This is a genomic window from Mangrovimonas sp. DI 80 (genome assembly GCF_001975575.1).
GTDB lineage: Bacteria > Bacteroidota > Bacteroidia > Flavobacteriales > Flavobacteriaceae > Mangrovimonas_A > Mangrovimonas_A xylaniphaga.
Genome location: NZ_MSDT01000006.1, coordinates 278,540 through 298,207, shown reverse-complemented (window position 1 = coordinate 298,207; position 19,668 = coordinate 278,540). Strand labels below are relative to the sequence as shown.

The window sequence follows — 19,668 nt, the reverse complement described above, 5'->3', positions numbered from 1 at the left end:
AAAAAAGAGGCTAATTGTTGTTGTTTAAATGACATCGTCACCTGCTTTTAACTTTTCAGTGTTTTCAGCAAGCATCAATTCATCTATTATTTTTTGGATATCTCCGTTTACGATGTTTGACAAATCATACAACGTCAAACCAATTCTGTGGTCAGTTACACGACCTTGCGGGTAGTTGTAAGTTCTAATCTTGGCACTACGATCTCCCGAAGACACCATGCTTCCACGTTTGGCTGCATCTTCCTCCTGCTTCTTGGCCAACTCCATATCATACAAACGGGAACGTAATACCTTAAAGGCTTTTTCCTTGTTTTTATGCTGTGATTTTTGATCTTGACACTGTGCTACCAAACCTGTTGGAATGTGTGTTAAACGCACCGCAGAATAGGTGGTATTCACCGACTGACCTCCAGGACCTGAAGAACAGAAATAGTCAATTCTTACATCCTTAGGATCTATTTGCACATCAAATTCTTCTGCTTCCGGAAATACCATCACTGTAGCAGCACTGGTATGTACACGTCCTTGAGTTTCCGTTTGAGGCACTCGTTGTACACGGTGTACCCCTGCTTCAAACTTCAAGGTTCCGTAAACATCTTCACCAGAAACCTCAAACTGGATTTCCTTAAAACCACCACTGGTTCCTTCACTGTAATCTACAACATCAACTTTCCAGCCCTTGCCTTCGCAATACTTGGTATACATCCTAAACAAATCTCCGGCAAAGATACTGGCCTCATCCCCTCCTGTTCCTGCACGAAGTTCCATCACGGCATTTTTAGTGTCCTCTGGATCCTTAGGAATCAAAAGGAATTTGATTTCATCTTCCATTTTTGGAATGCTTCCCTTGGCTTCATCCATCTGCATTTTAGCCATTTCAACCATTTCAGGATCGCTACCATCGGCAAGAATCTCTTCAGCTTCCTTAAGATTGTCCAAAAGCGTCTTGTATTCCTCACGCTTATCAACCAATAGCTTAAGGTCCTTATATTCTTTATTTAACTGTATATAACGCTTCTGGTCTGCAATAATATCCGGTTGGATGATCAAATCACTTACCTCATCAAAACGCTGTTTTACGATATTTAATTTATCTAACATTTGCCTTTTTAAATTGTGCCGCAAAAATACGATAATTTATGAATTGTTGAATTGTTAATGACCACAAATACATCTGCCAATACACCACAATTCTTCTAAAAACAAAAAGAGCACCTTAAAAAGTGCTCTCTTTATTTGAATTATATTTCAGGAATCCTATCCACACTTGGAAGATCCACAATCTGTACAAGTCAAACAACCTTCTTGATAAATCAAGTTGTCTGAATTACAGTTGGAACATTTTCCTTTGGCTTTGGTTCCGTCTTCTACGTAACGTTTAATTGCTCTTACAACTCCATTCTTCCAAGTACTGATTGACTCACCGTCCAACTGTAAACTGTTGATCAAATCAACAATTTTCTCAATTGGCATACCGTGACGCAAGGTACTAGAAATCAATTTTGCATAGTTCCAGAACTCAGGGTTGAATTTATGAGACAACCCTTCAATAGTGGTTTTGTAACCTCTTTTGTTTTCATATTGGAAATCGTAACGAGACGTACCGTCTTCATTTCTATTTTTAATGATCACTCCTTCTGTAGCCCATCTTGGAATTAAGATGCCATCTTCGTCGTCGGCCAAACCAGTAAAGATTTCATAAGGCTTTCCGTCAATCAAACCAATAAAGGCAATCCACTTCTCCTTATTATTTTGGAATCTTACTACGTCCGCTTCCAATACTGCTGGACGCTTCGTTGGGAACGCTGTTAACGTTTCGTTTGTTTCTTCTTCTTTCTTTTCGCTGTTAGAAATCAATACTCCAGATCGAGAACCGTCTCTATAAACAGTTACTCCTTTACAACCTACTTCCCAAGCTTTTAAATACAGTTCACCAACCAATTCTTCTGACACATTACTTGGCAAGTTGATAGTCACACTAATAGAGTGGTCTACCCATTTTTGAACAGCTCCCTGCATGCTCACTTTGCTCAACCAATTTACATCGTTGGAAGTAGCCTTATAATATGGAGACTCTTTTACCAATTCATCCAATTCCTCTTGAGAATAATTTTTGGTGATATCGTAACCATTTACTTCCATCCATTGCTTAAAGCGGTGGTGAAATACCACATACTCTTCCCAAGAATCCCCAACCTCATCTACGAAGTCCACACGAGCTTCCTTATCGTTAGGATTTACTTTTCTACGACGCTTGTAAACTGGTAAAAACACAGGTTCTATTCCAGAAGATGTTTGAGTCATCAAACTTGTAGTTCCTGTTGGTGCAATGGTCAACAAGGCAATGTTACGACGCCCGTATTCCATCATTTCGTAATACAGCTTTTCATCGGCTTCCTTTAATCTTAAGATGAATGGATTGTCTTTTTCAAGTTCGGCATCATAGATTGTAAAAGCACCACGTTCTTTAGCCGTATAAACAGACCCTCTATAGGCTGCAATAGCCAAGGTTTTATGTACTTCAACAGAAAATGCATTTCCTTCTTCAGATCCATATTGAATGCCCAAAGCTGCCAACATATCTCCTTCGGCAGTGATACCGATTCCTGTACGACGTCCTTCGTAAGCTTTTTGGCGAATGTTCAACCAAAGGTTTCTTTCAATAGCCTTGATTTCATCAGATTCTGGATCGGCATCGATTTTTGCCAAAATCACATCAATTTTCTCCAATTCAAGATCGATGATATCATCCATCATACGTTGTGCATAAGCAACATGCTTTTTGAACAATTCGAAATTGAAAGAAGCTTTATCTGTAAATGGGTTTTCTACGTATGAAAATAAATTGATCGCCAACAAACGACAAGAATCGTAAGGACATAAAGGAATCTCCCCACATGGGTTTGTTGACACTGTTTTATAACCAAATTCGGCATAACAATCTGGAATAGACTCTCTTGCAATGGTATCCCAGAATAAAATTCCTGGCTCAGCTGATTTCCATGCATTATGAACTATTTTCTTCCAAAGACCTGTTGCATCAATTGTTTTGGTTACTTGTGGGTTATCGCTAAAAATAGGATAGGATTGCTTGTAATCAACACCTTCCTTAACCGCTTTCATGAACTGATCGTCAATTCTTACGGACACATTAGCTCCAGTTACCTTTCCTTGTTCCAACTTTGCATCAACGAAAGCTTCAGAATCTGGATGGTTTACCGAAATAGATAACATCAAGGCACCACGACGTCCATCTTGCGCCACCTCTCTTGTTGAGTTGGAATAACGCTCCATAAAAGGAACAATTCCGGTAGAAGTCAAAGCAGAGTTCTTTACATCACTTCCCTTAGGGCGGATGTGCGACAAATCATGTCCAACACCACCACGACGCTTCATCAACTGTACCTGCTCTTGGTCTACTTTCATGATACCACCATAAGAATCGGAATCTCCCTCGTTACCAATTACGAAACAGTTGGACAAAGACCCTACTTGGTATTTGTTTCCAATTCCTGCCATTGGACTTCCTTGTGGCACGATGTATTTAAAATCCTTAATTAAATCAAAGATTTCGTCTTCGCTCATAGCATTAGGATAACGAGCTTCTATCCTTGCTATTTCACTAGCAATTCGCCTGTGCATATCATTTGGGGTAAGCTCATAAATGTTCCCATCTGAATCTTTTAAAGCATACTTGTTCACCCACACGCGAGCGGCTAAATCATCACCCTTAAAATAGTCTAATGAAGCTTGAAACGCTTCTTCTTGAGTATAAGTTCTTTTGGACACTGCAGAAGTATCGACTTTCATAATAGCTGAGTTTTTTATTAGAAAAGGTTATTTAAATCGGAATGGTTTTCTGATGGTAAAAGTAGCTGTTTTTAAAACACACTTTACCTGTGTAAAAATAAAGTTATCAATAAACACCTGTTAATTTATTGATAATCAAACGATTAAAAAATGATAAAAATTAAAAAGTTGACAAATAAAAAAAACGGTTTGTTTTTGTCAGAATAACAATTTAGGGATTAAAAGCCCACAACAACACCTACACCCAGCAATTGCTTCCACTGGATACGGGCGCCATTTTTTTCGTATTCCCCTTCAACCTCTGTGGCTTCCAGATTTTTAACGTCATTGTCATAAATAAGGTGAGAACCAAAACTGGTCTTGACATATTTATTGACCTTAAAATTGAAGAGGACTTCCCAATCTATATCAATGTTTCCAAAACTATTGATATAGTCGGTATACAAACTTAAGCGGTTGATTAAATTTATGTTTTCGTAGACCGGCGTCTCAAAGGAATTTGTGAACAGAATTCCCATTTCGGTCCTAATGCGCTGTCCTTGGACAATTACATTTCCATCAGCGTCAAAAACCGCTGGCGTAACCCCGAACGACCCCGCATTAGACAAAGCTTCGTCCAATACAAAAGTTGACTTGAAGGTCATAGGTGAAAAATAAAAAGAAAGCTTCTCTATGTTTTTCCCATATTCAACCCCGCCTCCTAAAAACAGATAACCGGGTGCCATAAATTGGGAAATAGGCTTGCTTGTCTCTGGATATTTGTAACCGTTGGTAAGCTGGGTTTTAAAGTTGAAACGAGCCGAATAAAACCAATTGGTCAAAGTATCTCTTCGGTAGCCCATATTGGACACCAACTCGATAACATCGTCTGTCTTTCTCACTTCCTGTCCTTGCTGTTTGTTGATTCCATAACGCAAAGTTCCAACAGACTGCCATGAAAAATTCTTGTATTTGTATCCTAAATTGGAGGTTAATCCCAATAAGGCAGAAATAGAGTTGCTACCCCCAGAATTCCAATTCACGAAAGCTACTTCACTTAAATCAAACCCTAACTTGTTGCTTTGCGTCCATTTTGGCTTTATGTCGTGCTTGATCGGTTTTTTTACAAATAACGAGTCAGGCTGCGCCAAAACGCATTGCACACTTAGAACAAATAACAGAACAAAAACATTTTTCATCAAACCCAAAAACTTATAATAGATTACATTTAATTAATAGTTGAACGTTCCAAATTCACTTTCTATTGTAAGTTTTTTGTTTTCAGAAGCCTCTACTCTCCCTACTATTTGTGCATCGACATTAAATGATTGAGAAATAGCGATGATATCTTCAGCAATTTCTGGAGATACATATAATTCCATTCTATGCCCACAGTTAAACACTTGGTACATTTCTTTCCAATCAGTTTTTGACTGCTCTTGGATTAATTTAAACAAAGGAGGCACAGGGAACAGATTATCTTTGATAACATGTAGTGCATCTATAAAGTGTAACACCTTGGTTTGGGCTCCACCAGAGCAGTGTACCATCCCATGGATATCCTCACTTGTATATTTTGATAAAATTCGTTTGATAATTGGCGCATAGGTTCTTGTTGGAGACAATACCAATTTACCGGCGTCCAATGGGGAATCTTCAACTGCATCAGTCAATTTCACTTGCCCTGAATACACCAATTCCTCTGGGACAGAAGCGTCAAAACTCTCTGGGAATTTCTCCGCCAAATATTTATGGAATACATCATGACGGGCAGAAGTTAAACCATTACTTCCCATTCCTCCATTGTATTCCTTTTCATAACTAGCCTGTCCAGAAGACGACAATCCAACAATAACATCACCTGCTTTAATGTTGGCATTGTCAATAACATCGCCACGTTTCATTCTAGCTGTAACCGTAGAATCTACAATAATGGTACGCACCAAATCTCCTACATCGGCAGTTTCACCTCCTGTAGAATGAATGGTCACTCCAAAATCCTTTAATTCTGAAATCAATTCTTCAGTTCCATTAATAATTGCCGAAATCACTTCACCTGGAACCAAGTTTTTATTTCTTCCAATAGTAGATGACAACATAATATTATCTGTAGCTCCTACACATAAAAGATCATCAATATTCATGATCAAGGCATCTTGAGCAATTCCCTTCCAAACAGACACATCCCCTGTTTCCTTCCAATACATATAGGCCAAGGAACTTTTCGTTCCAGCACCATCGGCATGCATGATCAAACAATAGTCTTCATCGTTAGTAAGAAAATCGGGCACAATTTTACAAAAGGCCTTAGGAAACAATCCTTTGTCAATATTCTTAATCGCGTTGTGAACGTCTTCTTTGGAGGCAGAAACACCTCTTTGTGCGTATCTTTTACTTATATCTTGGCTCATGAAATCTAATTATGGCACAAAAATAAGGATTGTAATTTATTTTTCAGAGGAAACCAGACTTACTTCTGGCTTTTAACACAAAAAAAAAGACAAATAAATTAAGAACTAATTTACTTGTCTTTCTCGTACTAAAACATTAAACTAAAAACTAAAGTTTTAAATACATCTTGTAGCTGTAAAAGAATGTCACATATCCGTTGCCGGTTTCCCTTTCTGTACCGAAACTATATTGTCCGTTTTTTTCAAATCGTCTTTCTTATCTTCGGAATCCTCCTGAGAAAACAACAATGTAGCAAACATGAGTACGGCTACGCTTAGCAGTAACTTCTTCATTTTACAAATAATTGATTAATAGCACTGTAAATGTAACAAATTATGTTTCCACTTGTAAATGATTCACAGCTTTTTTATCACCAATAATCAATAATTTCGATAATTCGTAAAATACTAAGACGAAATGCATTTTAATAAGCTTTTAAGTACGTAGTATTACGTACAGCCCTATACCTTAAAACATATTACCTTAATTATAAATTTCACAAAATCAACTACTTAACAAACAATAATTCACGATATTTTGTTAATGGCCACAACTCGTCATCAACCAATAATTCCAATTTATCACAATGATATCTTACCTCATCAAACATTGGTTTTACGGTGTTGCAATAGGCCGCAGCCTTCTTGTCTACCGCTTGAATTTTATTGGCTTCTTTTCTTACCTCAATCATCTTTGTTACATTGAAATTGATAGACTCGATATGTCCAGAAATCTCCTTAATAAGATTCAATTGTTCTTTTGCCAATTCCTTAAACTCCGTTCCAAAAATTTCCTTTAAACCTTTCACATTCTCTATCAATATATTTTGATAGCGAACTGCCGTTGGCACGACATGGTTTCTGGCAATATCGCCTAGCACGCGGCCTTCAATTTGAATGCGGTGAATGTAGTCTTCCATCTCTATTTCATACCTCGCCTGAGCTTCCACCTTATTCATCACCCCCAAATTCTCAAACAATTCAATCACTTTTGGGGATACTTTTACCTTCAAAGCTTCGGGGGTGGTTTTATTATTGCTCAGCTTACGCTTTTTAGCTTCCTTTTCCCATGCTTCGCTATAGCCATTCCCTTCAAATAATATGTTCTTTGAAATTTTGATATACTCCCTCAAAACATTAAAAATAGCTTCATCCTTCTTAAGGTTCTTTTTATCAATCAACACATCCACTTCTTCCTTAAAATCCATCAATTGCTTCGCAACAATAGTATTTAATACCGTCATAGGATTGGCACAATTAGCCTTTGAACCTACTGCTCGGAACTCAAATTTATTCCCCGTAAAGGCAAAAGGCGACGTTCTATTCCTATCGGTATTGTCCAATAATATTTCAGGAATCTTTCCAACCACATTCAACTTTAAATCCGTCTTTTCTGCAGGTGATAATTTTCCATCAGTGACATTCTCCAATTCATTGAGCACGCTACTTAACTGCTGACCAATAAATACCGACATGATGGCTGGAGGTGCCTCATTGGCCCCTAGCCTGTGATCGTTACTAGCAGAAGCCACCGCCGCACGAAGTAATTCCTCATTATCATGAACTGCTTTTATAGTATTGATAAAGAAGGCTAAAAACTGAAGGTTACTCATTGGCGTTTTTCCTGGGCTCAACAAATTCACCCCGGTATCAGTCCCCAAACTCCAATTGTTATGTTTCCCAGATCCATTAACTCCCTTAAAAGGCTTTTCATGAAATAACACCTTAAAATGGTGTCGTTCGGCTACCTTGTTCATAACATCCATTAATAAGGAGTTATGATCTACCGCCAAATTGGCCTCATCAAATATAGGCGCCAACTCAAATTGGTTGGGAGCAACTTCGTTATGGCGTGTTTTCACTGGAATCCCCAAAAGCATGCATTCATTTTCCAAATCACGCATATAAGCCATCGCCCTATTGGGAATGGTCCCAAAATAATGATCATCCAACTGTTGCCCCTTAGCGGCAGAATGTCCCAACAAAGTTCTTCCTGTAAGTACTATATCAGGTCTGGAAGCTGCCAAGCCACTATCTATTAAAAAATACTCCTGTTCCCACCCTAAGGAAGCATTCACCTTCCTTACATTTTTATCAAAATATTTACAGACTGCCACAGCTGCATTATCCACTGCCTGCAAAGCTCTTAATAACGGTGTTTTATAATCCAAAGCCTCACCTGTATAGGCCACAAAAACCGTAGGAATACACAAAGTGGTCCCATATATAAATGCCGGAGATGTAGGATCCCAAGCGGTGTACCCCCTAGCTTCAAAGGTATTCCTGATACCTCCATGCGGAAAACTTGACGCATCGGGTTCTTGTTGCACCAACTGGCCTCCATCAAATTTTTCAATGGCAACACCCCCGCCTACAGGCTCAAAAAAGGCATCATGCTTTTCGGCCGTGGCTCCCGTTAAAGGCTGGAACCAATGTGTATAATGAGTAGCTCCTTTAGAAATAGCCCATTCCTTCATTCCTGCAGCTATATGATCCGCAATCGTCCTATCTATTTTAAAACCAAATCTATTGGCATCCATAACACTATTACAAGCCTCTTTGGTTAAATACTGGCGCATGGCCACTTCATTAAAAACCTTTGAACCAAAAATGGCAGAGCGGCGCTCTTTAAAATCCATTTTCAAGGGCTCCCTATCAAAAGACTCCTTGACAGCATGAAATCGTAATGTTGACATATTTAAATATTTAGACCACAAAAATAGCGGGTAAGCCCATTTCAGTAAAAGCAATTTCACCTAAATTATTAACAAAATCGCATTTTTACCCCTAAAAAAGCACCCGTTTTAAAAATAACCCCAAAAAAAACAGGGCTTAATTAAAAAAAAGAATACCTGTTAATAAAATACCCCCTAAAAAAAGGCAGTTAATATCAAATCAATTATATTTGCCCTATTAATTGATAATATTTTTATACAATGGCAAAATCTAAACTTGAGTACATTTGGCTAGATGGTTATTACCCTACTCAAAACATGAGAAGTAAAACTAAAGTCGAAGAAGATTTTAGTGGTAAATTAGAAGACTGTCCTATTTGGTCTTTTGATGGAAGTTCAACAAAACAAGCTGAAGGCGGATCTTCTGACTGCCTTTTAAAGCCGGTTGCTATTTACCCTGACCCAGCAAGAAAAGACGGGTACTTGGTAATGACAGAGGTTTTAAACGCTGATGGAACTCCTCACGAATCAAACGGAAGAGCTACCATTGATGATGATGACAACGATTTCTGGTTCGGATTCGAACAAGAATACTTCATCATGGATACTCATACTCAATTGCCATTAGGATTCCCTATTGGAGGTTACCCTGGTCCTCAAGGAATGTATTACTGTTCTGTAGGTGGCAAAAACACTCACGGTAGAGATATCGTTGAAGAGCACGCTGACCTATGTATTGAAGCTGGTTTGAACTTTGAAGGAATCAACCAAGAAGTTGCCTGTGGACAATGGGAATTCCAATTGTTTGCTAAAGGCGCTAAAAAAGCTGGTGATGAAATTTGGGTAGCACGTTATTTATTGGATCGTTTGACAGAGAAATATGGTTACTATATTGAATACCACCCAAAACCAATTAAAGGTGATTGGAACGGGTCTGGTATGCACGCCAACTTCTCTAACTCTGTATTGAGAACTTGTGGAGACAAAGAAACTTATATGAAAATTTGTGAAGCGTTCCGTCCAGTTGTAAAAGAGCACATCGAAGTTTACGGAGAGTTTAATGACGAGCGTTTAACAGGTTTACACGAAACTGCTTCTATCAACGATTTCAGCTATGGAGTTTCAGATAGAGGTGCTTCAATTAGAATTCCAATTATTACCGTTGAGAAAGGTTGGAAAGGATGGTTGGAAGATCGTCGTCCAGCATCTAACGGAGACCCATACAAGATTGCCGGTAGAATTGTGAAGACAGTAAAATCTGCAGTATTGGATTAAATTTGTTCATAATCACATAAATGGTCAAAAGCTTACATTCATTTGTAAGCTTTTGTTTTTTATGACTATGTTTGGCCTTAATTTGAATAAAATTAAAAATGAGAGAACAAATAACAGTTGATAAAGCAATAAAAAGAGGACACCTTATTGTAAATGCTCCTGTATTTATTGCAATTTCAGGCTGTCCTTCTTTAGCATTTTACTTATCCAAACAGAACTTAATTCCTGATTGGGGAACAGGAATTGCATTTTTAATTGGATTTATTTTAGCCTGGTTAATTTGGAGTTTTATGATTACCAAGTGGAGAATTTGGGCTTTTGAGAACGTTAGAAATGTTCACGAATTAAAAAAAAGAGCTATCCAAGAAAAATTGATTTGGAACGACGGAAAGATTTTTGAAAAAACTGAAATTAGAAACAGTGAGGATAGAAGAAAACTCAAAAAGCTTGAAAAGAAATTTGAGTTAGAAGATGAATATAGAGAAGATTATTCCCTTCCTCCAAAAATGAAAATTTATTATTCAAAATCATATACCTACTTCGAACTTGGTTTTTCAATTTTAATAATTGGTGTTGGAATTTACTTTTTCACCAAAGGAGCAAACAAACCATATATCTTAGGTGCAATAATGACAGCAATCGGCCTATATAACACAGTAAAAGAATCCAAGAAAGCTTTTAACAACAAACCACAAATAATTATTGATTCTAAGGGAATTCAGACCAAAAATGTCAATTTTAAAAATTGGTCAAGTATAGAACGTGAAGAAGTTATTCAAGAAGGTTACGGAAAGTCATCAAAATCCTATCTTATTTATTTCTATGATAATGACGAGTATGAAAAAGTTGAAATTGACTCTCTAAATGTTTCACACAGAGAATTAGAAAACATACTAAGAACGTACAGAAAACGCCATAATAAAAATTCCTCACGACCGAACAGATAAATACACAAACACCAAATAGGCACCAAACAACACCACCCCTTTTAACCTACCTATTTCATATCGTTTTGGAGTAAATACCATAGGAATTAAAATAGCCGCAAAACCTATCATCCAGAAAATATTTGTAGAGAGAATTTCAGGTGTTTCAGGATTTACTGAAATAGGTTTTATAATAGCTGTAAGCCCCAAAACCGAAGCAATATTAAAAATATTGGACCCTATTAAATTCCCCAAAGAAATAGCCTTCTCCTTTTTTAATGCCGCAATTACAGAAGCGGCCAATTCAGGCACGCTAGTCCCAACGGCAATCACAGTTACCGAAATAGCATATTCACTCACACCTACAGCTGAAGCCAGTTCTTTCGCTCCTCTTACCAACCATTCACTTCCAAAATACAATGCAGCAGCGCCAATCAAAAGCCAAACAACAATCTTGAAATTGGAAGTTTCCTGAAGCGCATCGTCCACTTCTTCCGAAAGGTCCACCTTGATCTTTTTTCTGGAATTTCTAATCATGATGAATAAAAAGACAGACAATGCCAGCATAAAAAACACACCTTCCCACACACTCAACAACATATCCTGCTTTAAAAAAGTATACAAAAGCATGGACAAAATCATCATCATAGGCCAATTGAGTCTATAAAAATCCCTATCAACCACTAACGGCGAAATAAAAGCCGTAACTCCCAATACCAAACCAATATTGGCAATATTGGACCCGATGACATTCCCAAGGGAAATATCCGAAGAGCCTTCCAAAGCAGCCTGCAAACTCACCAATAGTTCTGGTGCCGAGGTGGCAAAGGACACTACCGTCATACCAATCACCAATTTTGACAACTTCAACTTAAAGGATAATGCTACAGACGATCTTACTAAAAACTCTCCACCAACCACAAGTAGCAATAGTCCCAATACCACCCAAACAATGCTCATCATAAATTATTTTTTTGCGAATATAGCCAACAATCAAGAGATAAGCCTTGTATTTTTTACAATTGAATCCCACTTAACGACACCAACTATAAATTACGTTAAAAAACTATTAAAGCAGTTGTGTAACTATAAAAATAGTTATAAGTTTGAACAACCTATAATTCCTTTATCATGCAAAAGTTAACAAACAAAGAAGAAGAAATCATGCACATTTTATGGAAGCTAGAAAAAGCTTTTGTAAAAGATGTCCTTGCTGAAATAAAAGAAGACAAACCACATTATAACACCCTTTCAACCATTATAAGAAATCTAGAGGACAAAGGATATGTAAGCTATCAAGCCTACGGCAAAACCCACCAATACTTTCCCATTGTAAGCAAAGAAGATTACAAAAAGAAATTTATGAATACAGCCATTGAAAACTATTTCAATAATTCCTATAAAAATGTGGTGTCGTTTTTTGCCAAGGAAGAAAAGATTAGCGTTGAAGAGTTGAAAGAGATCATTTCCTTAATCGAAAACAAATCATGATCATGGAATATTTATTGAAATCATCGGCTATCATCATCCTATTCTATGCTTGTTATAAATTGTTTCTGCAAAAGGAAACCTTTTTTCAATCCAACCGAGCATTCTTAATTTTAGGATTGCTTTTGGCAGCCATCTTCCCTTTAATCGTTATTCCTATTTATATGGAATATACGCCTGCACCCATAACGGCCAATTTCACTTTAAACCAGTTGGCTCAACCTGAAATGGAAGATGCCTGGGAACTAACAGATGTGTTGCCTTGGATATATGGTCTTGGAGTAGTATTCTTTTTAACTAAACTCCTGTTTGAAATCACCTCCCTCTTCCTTCTTTTGAAAAAACATCCAAAACAAGCTTTTGGCAAATACACCTTTATAGAAACTAACAAAAATCTAACGCCATTTTCATTTTTCAACCATATTGTTTACAACCCAACCCAATTTACCAAAAGTGAACTCCAACATATCATCAACCACGAAAAAGTGCACGCACAACAACTGCACTCTATAGATGTACTGCTCATTCAATTGGCTACGGCCTTACTTTGGTTTAATCCGTTTATATGGCTCTACAAGAAAGCCCTCTCTCAAAACCTCGAGTTTATTGCCGATGGTAACGCTCAGCAACATGCCAATAGTGAAAAGAGCTATCAAATGCTATTGCTAAAAACCTCAACTTCTAATCATCAATTGGCCTTGGCCAACAATTTTTATACATCATTAATCAAAAAACGAATCGTTATGTTACACAAATCCAAATCACACAAATTAAAAGCTTGGAAGTACAGTTTGATACTGCCTGTCCTAGCTTGGTTTTTAATGAGCTTCCATACAAAGACCGTGCTTGTTGAAGCCAACGCAAACAATGAGCTGCTCCCTAATGTTCCTGAAACAGCAACTACTCTTAAAGGAGCTCCAGAAACTACAGAACTTAAAATTATCATTACCAAAGATTTCTCAGAAAAGGAATTTGAAGCAGTTAAAGCTGCCGCAAAAAAAGAAGGCGTAACACTTAGTTTCAACAATATTGAACGCAACAGCAAAGGGGAAATTATTGCCATTTCTGCCGAGGCCAAAACTGAAAAGGGATCTAGCAACTTCAACCTTAATGGTACAGAACCCATCAAACCTTTTGTGTTCAACTATAACGAAAAGGGTTTTAGTTTTGGAACAGTATCTACAATGGGAGAAGCGAAAGCCTCAACCATTTCAGGAGAAGACAAAAACATTTACTTCGTTACCAGAGACACCTTAAAAGAAGGAACTCCTACCAAAATCATCATTAAAAAGCAACATATAGCAGCGGCCAGCAATGATGTCTACTTTTCCCCAAAAAGCAGCGACTCCATTTATATTGTTAAAGAAGTTTCAAAAGCAAATAGGACCGGTAAAAATGGTGAAGCCGTTGATGTGTATGCTTACCAAAATGACAATTCAAACGCCAAAGTAAAGACGGCAAAAGTGGGAGACAATGTTCTTTACATTATAGACGGCAAAAAGACTACCGTTTCTGAAGCCCACAATATTTCTCCTAACAACATTAATTCCGTAAATGTTTATAAAGACAATAAGGCTATTGAATTATATGGCGCAGATGGCAAAGAAGGGGTCATTATTATAAACACTAAAGGCAATAATAATACTTGGACTACAGATGACGGCTCTAGTATCGTTATCAGGAACACATCAGAAAACAAAACTTATGAAATTAGAAATAATGAGCTCTACGCCCCCTTTGAAATTTCAAAAGAAACTTCAGACTCTGCATTAGAAGTGCATAAAGAAGCCTTGGCTCAAAAAAACGTGACAGTAAAATACTCCAAACTAAAACGCAATAAAGCAGGAGAGATTGTCAAATTGAAAATATCCCTGAATAACAATAACAACAAAAAGTCAAGTGCCACTTTTGAAGATCCCAATGGCATTCCAAACATAGTCTTTGGAAAATACGATGATAATGTTTTTGTAAAATCAATTAACTAGCAAAAAAATGCCCAACTAAATAGTTGGGCATTTTTTGTTAAAAAGACCTTCTTTCATTTTCAAAAACGAAACCTTTTAAAATCTCCCTTTTGATTCTTTTGGAATTCTCAAAAAAGATGAATTCCTTAAAAAACGCCCCTTTTCCTTCCTCAACTTCCCTAGGATTTCAAAAACGCCTTCAAAAAACCCCTAGAATTATTACATTTTAAAACACGAAGTAAACTTAAGCCTTACATTTAAAAACAAATTTGAAGACTTAAGCATTTCAATTTGAAATACCTCCTATTTTTTCACTTATAAATTAGAAGTCAATTTCATTAATTTCCTTAAAAATGCTTGGAAATAAGGTGTTCCTCCTGATATCTTTAAAAAACAATCAAGAATTTAATCTATTTATTAACCCTTAAAACCATAACACCATGATCACTCTTGCTAAAATATTAATCGATTTAATATTCTCTATCAGATAACCATTTGGACCTTTTTAAGTAAAACTTAGTTCTAGAATAAGTTTTACTATTTTTAAGTTCTCAATATCTTAGCGAGATGAAAAAACACCTTTTTAAGAGCATCGCAAAACTGAACAAACGCTTACTGCCAAGTTTCAGCAAAAAGCAATTAGACCTTAGCAAAGCCAACAAACTTCAAATGGCTATTATTGGTTGGCGTGCATACATCACCAAAAATGCTTTGGACTAACTGTTCCAATTTCGTCTCTTGCATTTTTACTCCTCTAAAAAAAACACTATGATTTTTCCCTGAGCAAAACTCCTCCCTCAGTTTATAGACTAGGAAATTACAAGTTCTCTTACGTTAAAGCACTTCATTTTCAACTCTTTAAATTACATATAATCGATTTAACTTTCATTTAACTTAAGTAAGATTTATCTTTATAAATTTTTCCTTTACTTACATATTGATTGTTGGCTTTATCAAAAAAAAGGTAAAACACTGCAAACGAGATACTTATCCCAAACCACCTACACAACCTACTTTACATTGAATACCGATTCGTGCCCCGAATCCGCCATTTTCATCCCTCCATGTTATAGCAATACTATATAAGTATAACTATCAATTCATTTATTAATTATTAATTATTAATCCTTAATTATTTATTCATGGACAAATCCATTACCAATGGTGCATTTAACCAACCACCAACCAAAACCCCAAAACCTATTTATCGTTCCCTCTCCTACTTACTTTTTATTTGGCTATTAACTTCTGCTACAACATTAATGGCACAAACGAACATTACTATCAAGCTGACAAACAGCAACGGCATCAATGTTCCTGAAGCAAATTCTGCCACATTAAGTGTTTATGACTCTGGCTGGAAATCATTAACAAACAACGGTTCCGGTGTATTTAGCTATGAAACGTCTTCTTCCAATGTTAGTTTCAGAATGTACTTTAATAACGGTATTGAAACAAAAAGCATTGCTGTTTCTGGCACTACACAAGAAGTTGTATTTAAAACTGTAACTGTAACTGCCAGTTTAAAGGATAAGGATTTAGATAAAATTCCGGGTGGTACAGTAGAATATTATCAAAATGGTTGGTCTGACAAGTACAATTCTAATACTCAAAAAGAATTGCTACCGGGAACTTATACCTTCAAAACATATTTCAATAATGGTATTCAAACAAAAACTGCAGAAGTATCAGGTAACGGACAAGAAGTTCGCTTTAGAACGGTGACAGTAGCCCCAACCTTGAAAGATTCCGATAATAATATATTAACAGGTGGTTTGACACAACATTATCAAAATGGTTGGTCTGAAAAGAATAGCTCAAACATATCTATAAACTTACTTCCTGGGAGTTACATTTTCAAAACCTATTACAATAATGGTATTGAAACTATGCCTGTCGAAATATTGCCAGAAAACAGAACCCAAGAAGTTCCTTTTGTTACTGTAACCGTAACTCCTAGCTTAAAAGATTCTGAAAACAATTTATTAATAGGAGGCTTGGCGCAACATTACCAAAACGGTTGGTCCGAAAAATACAATTCAAATTCTTCTACAGAATTACTTGCAGGAACTTACATATTCAAAACCTACTACAATAATGGTATTGAAAATAAATCCAATATTGGTATTTCAGGTCAAGCACAGGAAGTTCCTTTTGTAACTGTTACCGTAACACCTACGTTAACACCATGTAATGATAATACAGCCATAACAGGAGGTTTAGTACAACATTATCAAAATGGTTGGTCTTCAAAATATGACTCCAATACTTCAACAGAATTATTATCGGGAACTTATCATTTTAAAACTTATTTCAACCATGGTATCGAAACCCAACATAGTATTGTTATATCGGGCTTATCTCAAAATATTGATTTTACTGCTGTTGAGTTAAATATCAATTTTAATGAAAAAGTACAATTTTACCAAAATGGATGGGGCACTTATACCAACCCTAGCTATCTTTTAACAGGAGAATATATCTTTAAATTTGGCAACATAAGTATCCCAAACGTCACAATTGATTGTAATACTGAAATAGGTAATGTTTACCTGTTTAAGACCTTAAAAGCAGATGGGAGTCCACTTCCTAACGTTACCATCAAACGCAATGATTACGGCACCCATTATGTTAATGTTGGAACAACAGATGAAAATGGAAATCTTTATGTTTTAAACGCAGACTTTGATGGATCATGGAAATTCAGTGCCAGTAAAGACTACTCTAACCAATATATTACTACTGGTCCTAATTATATTTTATTCCAAACAGCAAAGTATACTGCCCATGTGAATAAAACAGACGGCTCAGATTTTCAAGGTATTGAAACGGAATACAATGATTATGGTACGCACTGGATAGACTTGGATTCTCAATACACTGATGCCAATGGTAATGCCAGCATTGAACTTTTCCCTGGTGATTTTAAGTTTAGAGCAAAAAAGAATTACTCTGTACAGGAAAACACACTGGAGTTGACTAGTTCTGGAGAAATAGGAACAGTAGAGTTCCAAACTTCAACATTTACCACTCATGTAAAAAAACATGATGGGTCTAATTTTGATGGCATAGAAACTGAGTACAACGACTACGGTACACATTGGATAGACCTTGAGTCTCAATACACCGATGCTAATGGTAATGCGAGTATAGAGCTTTTCCCTGGCGACTTTAAGTTCAGAGCTAAAAAGAACTATTCTTCTCAGGAAAACACGTTGAACATACCAACATCAGGAAGTACGGATGTGGTAGAGTTCCAAACAGCATTGGCCGTTGCTCATCTAGAAGACTGTGACACTAACATGCCTATTGAAGGTATTGAAGTAGAATACAACGACTACGGTACTCACTGGATCGATTTAGATCCACAATCTACAGGAGTTGATGGTAATGCTTCTATTGAATTATTCCCAGGAACTTATGACCTTAGAGCTAAGAATATTTACACTTTCGAAACCAAATCAATTATATTGGCTGATCCTTCCGTAAATACTTCTACTACGGTTGAATTCTACCCAACCCGAGTTTGCTTTAACTCCGATATGGTAAAATACAATGATTATGGTACCCATTGGTTAACCTTACCATGTAACACCTATATGTTCCCTGGCACTTACGATTTCAGATTCTATAACGATGGTAACCTTGACTTGGAAACGTCTGTAGATATTAGTGGATGTGCCCAAGAGCAAGCGCCTATTTTTGTGCAACTTCTGGATAGCGAAGACAATGGCTTGGCCAATCCTGAATTTAAATACCGTTTTGGTTACGGAAGCTACACTACCATAGGCACTGATGCCACAGGCAACGGTATTTGGACTTTTATCGATGGTAACCCAAGTTATACCAAGGTAAATGTTAGCTATAAAGGTTCCTCAAAAGAAATCCAACAGAATGTTCAGAGCAACCATATGTTTATTTTCAACACCGTAAAAGTGACTGCAGACCTTGAGACTTCGTTTCCTCTTGATATCACTAACGAAGCTGATAATTGGGAATACAGATTTGGGTATGGCCCATACACTTCTTTCGACCCTACGACAGGAGAGGAACTGCTACCTGGAAATACTAAAGTGAAAGTTTCCCATAAAGGAACTTCTAAGGAAATACAGCAAAACACTGGTGCGACTGCTCATTTTGATTTCAGCACTGTAAAAGTGAATGCCAGCCTATTTGAGTCTAATCTTACCACTGATATTACTGAAAATGCTTCTTTTGAATACAGATTTGGTTATGATTCTTATTCAACTTTAGATCCTGTAAATGGAGAAGAGTTATTACCAGGCGATACCAAAGTAAAAGTTTCTCACAAAGGAACTTCTAAGGAAATGCAACAAAACACTGGTGCAGATGCTAGTTTTGACTTCAATACTGTAAAAGTAACCGCTAGCCTTGTAGAGTCTAATCCTGATAATGATATAACTGCAGATGCTACATGGCAATACAGATTTGGCTATGGCTCATACACATCTTTCAACCCTATAGATGGAGAGGAATTATTGTCAGGAAACACCAAAGTGCAAGTTTCTTACAAAGGAACCTCTAAAGAGATGCAGCAAAACACTGGTGCTGATTCTAGTTTTGACTTCCAAACAGTGTTAGCTATGGCAAATTTATGTGGTGGGACATCCGGTACATATGTATACCGTTACGGATATGGACCTTATATGCCTTTTAATCCTAGCGGTGAGGAGCTACTACCTGTAAACACCAAAGTAAAAGCAACCAATGATGTTGGTACATCTCAAGAAAAGCAACAAAATATAGGTTCAGATTCATTCTTTGAATTTAGCTTTGACTGTGTAGCTCCAACCACGGTAGCTCCTCAGGCTAGTGCTTTTGGCACCCAAAATACAGTAAAATGTTACCCTAACCCAACCAGCGAATACGTAACTCTGGAAACAGATCATCCTGGGAATATTTTTATATTCAACGAATTTGGAAATCAAGTACATAAAGGAAAGGGCAAAACAATCGATGTGACTAATTACCCAGAAGGGCTTTATTTTGTAAAAGCAGGTAATTATACCGGAAAATTCTATGTACAGCATTAATTAATGAAATAACATTTAAAAAGCACCCTTGAGGGTGCTTTTTTTTT

General features: G+C 36.8%; 13 protein-coding genes. 6 read left to right on the top strand and 7 right to left on the bottom strand.

What is annotated here, in order from left to right; all coding sequences use genetic code 11:
• Positions 1-24: 24 nt before the first annotated feature.
• The 6 genes from prfA to BKM32_RS13265 form a co-directional block, all read right to left on the bottom strand.
• Positions 25-1,101, bottom strand: coding sequence for a peptide chain release factor 1 (gene prfA / locus BKM32_RS13285; RefSeq protein ID WP_053975661.1), 1,077 nt, complete (start codon positions 1,099-1,101; stop codon positions 25-27).
• 156 nt (positions 1,102-1,257) lie between these two features.
• Positions 1,258-3,810 (bottom strand): adenosylcobalamin-dependent ribonucleoside-diphosphate reductase, encoded by a 2,553-nt coding sequence (locus BKM32_RS13280; RefSeq protein WP_053975662.1) that lies wholly within the window; start codon positions 3,808-3,810, stop codon positions 1,258-1,260.
• Positions 3,811-4,028: 218 nt separating this feature from the next.
• Positions 4,029-4,988 (bottom strand): DUF3078 domain-containing protein, encoded by a 960-nt coding sequence (locus BKM32_RS13275; RefSeq protein ID WP_076664211.1) that lies wholly within the window; start codon positions 4,986-4,988, stop codon positions 4,029-4,031.
• 33 nt (positions 4,989-5,021) lie between these two features.
• Positions 5,022-6,200, bottom strand: coding sequence for an AIR synthase related protein (locus BKM32_RS13270; protein WP_076664209.1), 1,179 nt, complete (start codon positions 6,198-6,200; stop codon positions 5,022-5,024).
• Between the two features lie 186 nt (positions 6,201-6,386).
• A complete protein-coding gene (locus tag BKM32_RS16515; protein WP_157503042.1) occupies positions 6,387-6,533 on the bottom strand; it encodes a hypothetical protein in 147 nt (48 codons plus the stop codon).
• A 215-nt stretch (positions 6,534-6,748) separates the two neighbouring features.
• A complete protein-coding gene (locus BKM32_RS13265) occupies positions 6,749-8,935 on the bottom strand; it encodes a glutamine synthetase III (protein WP_076664208.1) in 2,187 nt (728 codons plus the stop codon).
• A 240-nt stretch (positions 8,936-9,175) separates the two neighbouring features.
• On the opposite strand from BKM32_RS13265, the gene BKM32_RS13260 reads away from it, so the two are divergent.
• Both BKM32_RS13260 and BKM32_RS13255 read left to right on the top strand, forming a co-directional pair.
• A complete protein-coding gene (locus BKM32_RS13260; protein ID WP_053975666.1) occupies positions 9,176-10,189 on the top strand; it encodes a glutamine synthetase beta-grasp domain-containing protein in 1,014 nt (337 codons plus the stop codon).
• A 98-nt stretch (positions 10,190-10,287) separates the two neighbouring features.
• Complete coding sequence (locus BKM32_RS13255) at positions 10,288-11,136, top strand: hypothetical protein (RefSeq protein ID WP_076664206.1); 849 nt, start codon at positions 10,288-10,290, stop codon at positions 11,134-11,136.
• On the opposite strand, the gene BKM32_RS13250 is transcribed toward BKM32_RS13255, so the two are convergent.
• Positions 11,119-12,075, bottom strand: coding sequence for a calcium/sodium antiporter (locus tag BKM32_RS13250; RefSeq protein WP_076664205.1), 957 nt, complete (start codon positions 12,073-12,075; stop codon positions 11,119-11,121). The two genes, BKM32_RS13255 and BKM32_RS13250, sit on opposite strands and share 18 nt — an antisense overlap.
• 171 nt (positions 12,076-12,246) lie before the next feature.
• Between BKM32_RS13250 and BKM32_RS13245 the strand changes: the two genes are divergently transcribed.
• The 4 genes from BKM32_RS13245 (at position 12,247) to BKM32_RS13230 (ending at position 19,621) form a co-directional block, all read left to right on the top strand.
• Positions 12,247-12,606 (top strand): BlaI/MecI/CopY family transcriptional regulator, encoded by a 360-nt coding sequence (locus tag BKM32_RS13245; protein ID WP_076664203.1) that lies wholly within the window; start codon positions 12,247-12,249, stop codon positions 12,604-12,606.
• A 2-nt stretch (positions 12,607-12,608) separates the two neighbouring features.
• Positions 12,609-14,588 (top strand): M56 family metallopeptidase, encoded by a 1,980-nt coding sequence (locus BKM32_RS13240; RefSeq protein ID WP_171971879.1) that lies wholly within the window; start codon positions 12,609-12,611, stop codon positions 14,586-14,588.
• A gap of 546 nt (positions 14,589-15,134) precedes the next feature.
• Positions 15,135-15,287, top strand: a complete 153-nt coding sequence (locus BKM32_RS13235; RefSeq protein WP_076664200.1) for an SsrA-binding protein — start codon at positions 15,135-15,137, stop codon at positions 15,285-15,287.
• Positions 15,288-15,709: 422 nt separating this feature from the next.
• A complete protein-coding gene (locus tag BKM32_RS13230; RefSeq protein ID WP_076664198.1) occupies positions 15,710-19,621 on the top strand; it encodes a T9SS type A sorting domain-containing protein in 3,912 nt (1,303 codons plus the stop codon).
• Positions 19,622-19,668: the final 47 nt, after the last annotated feature.

Bases quoted from the DNA above. Each gene is read 5' to 3' on its own strand.
- BKM32_RS13265 (WP_076664208.1), bottom strand. From the start codon at position 8,935: ATGTCAACATTACGATTTCATGCTGTCAAGGAGTCTTTTGATAGGGAG.
- BKM32_RS13240 (WP_171971879.1), top strand. From the start codon at position 12,609: ATGGAATATTTATTGAAATCATCGGCTATCATCATCCTATTCTATGCT.
- BKM32_RS13260 (WP_053975666.1), top strand. From the start codon at position 9,176: ATGGCAAAATCTAAACTTGAGTACATTTGGCTAGATGGTTATTACCCT.
- BKM32_RS13250 (WP_076664205.1), bottom strand. From the start codon at position 12,075: ATGAGCATTGTTTGGGTGGTATTGGGACTATTGCTACTTGTGGTTGGT.
- BKM32_RS13235 (WP_076664200.1), top strand. From the start codon at position 15,135: ATGAAAAAACACCTTTTTAAGAGCATCGCAAAACTGAACAAACGCTTA.
- BKM32_RS13255 (WP_076664206.1), top strand. From the start codon at position 10,288: ATGAGAGAACAAATAACAGTTGATAAAGCAATAAAAAGAGGACACCTT.
- BKM32_RS13230 (WP_076664198.1), top strand. From the start codon at position 15,710: ATGGACAAATCCATTACCAATGGTGCATTTAACCAACCACCAACCAAA.
- BKM32_RS13275 (WP_076664211.1), bottom strand. From the start codon at position 4,988: ATGAAAAATGTTTTTGTTCTGTTATTTGTTCTAAGTGTGCAATGCGTT.
- BKM32_RS16515 (WP_157503042.1), bottom strand. From the start codon at position 6,533: ATGAAGAAGTTACTGCTAAGCGTAGCCGTACTCATGTTTGCTACATTG.
- BKM32_RS13280 (WP_053975662.1), bottom strand. From the start codon at position 3,810: ATGAAAGTCGATACTTCTGCAGTGTCCAAAAGAACTTATACTCAAGAA.
- prfA (WP_053975661.1), bottom strand. From the start codon at position 1,101: ATGTTAGATAAATTAAATATCGTAAAACAGCGTTTTGATGAGGTAAGT.
- BKM32_RS13245 (WP_076664203.1), top strand. From the start codon at position 12,247: ATGCAAAAGTTAACAAACAAAGAAGAAGAAATCATGCACATTTTATGG.
- BKM32_RS13270 (WP_076664209.1), bottom strand. From the start codon at position 6,200: ATGAGCCAAGATATAAGTAAAAGATACGCACAAAGAGGTGTTTCTGCC.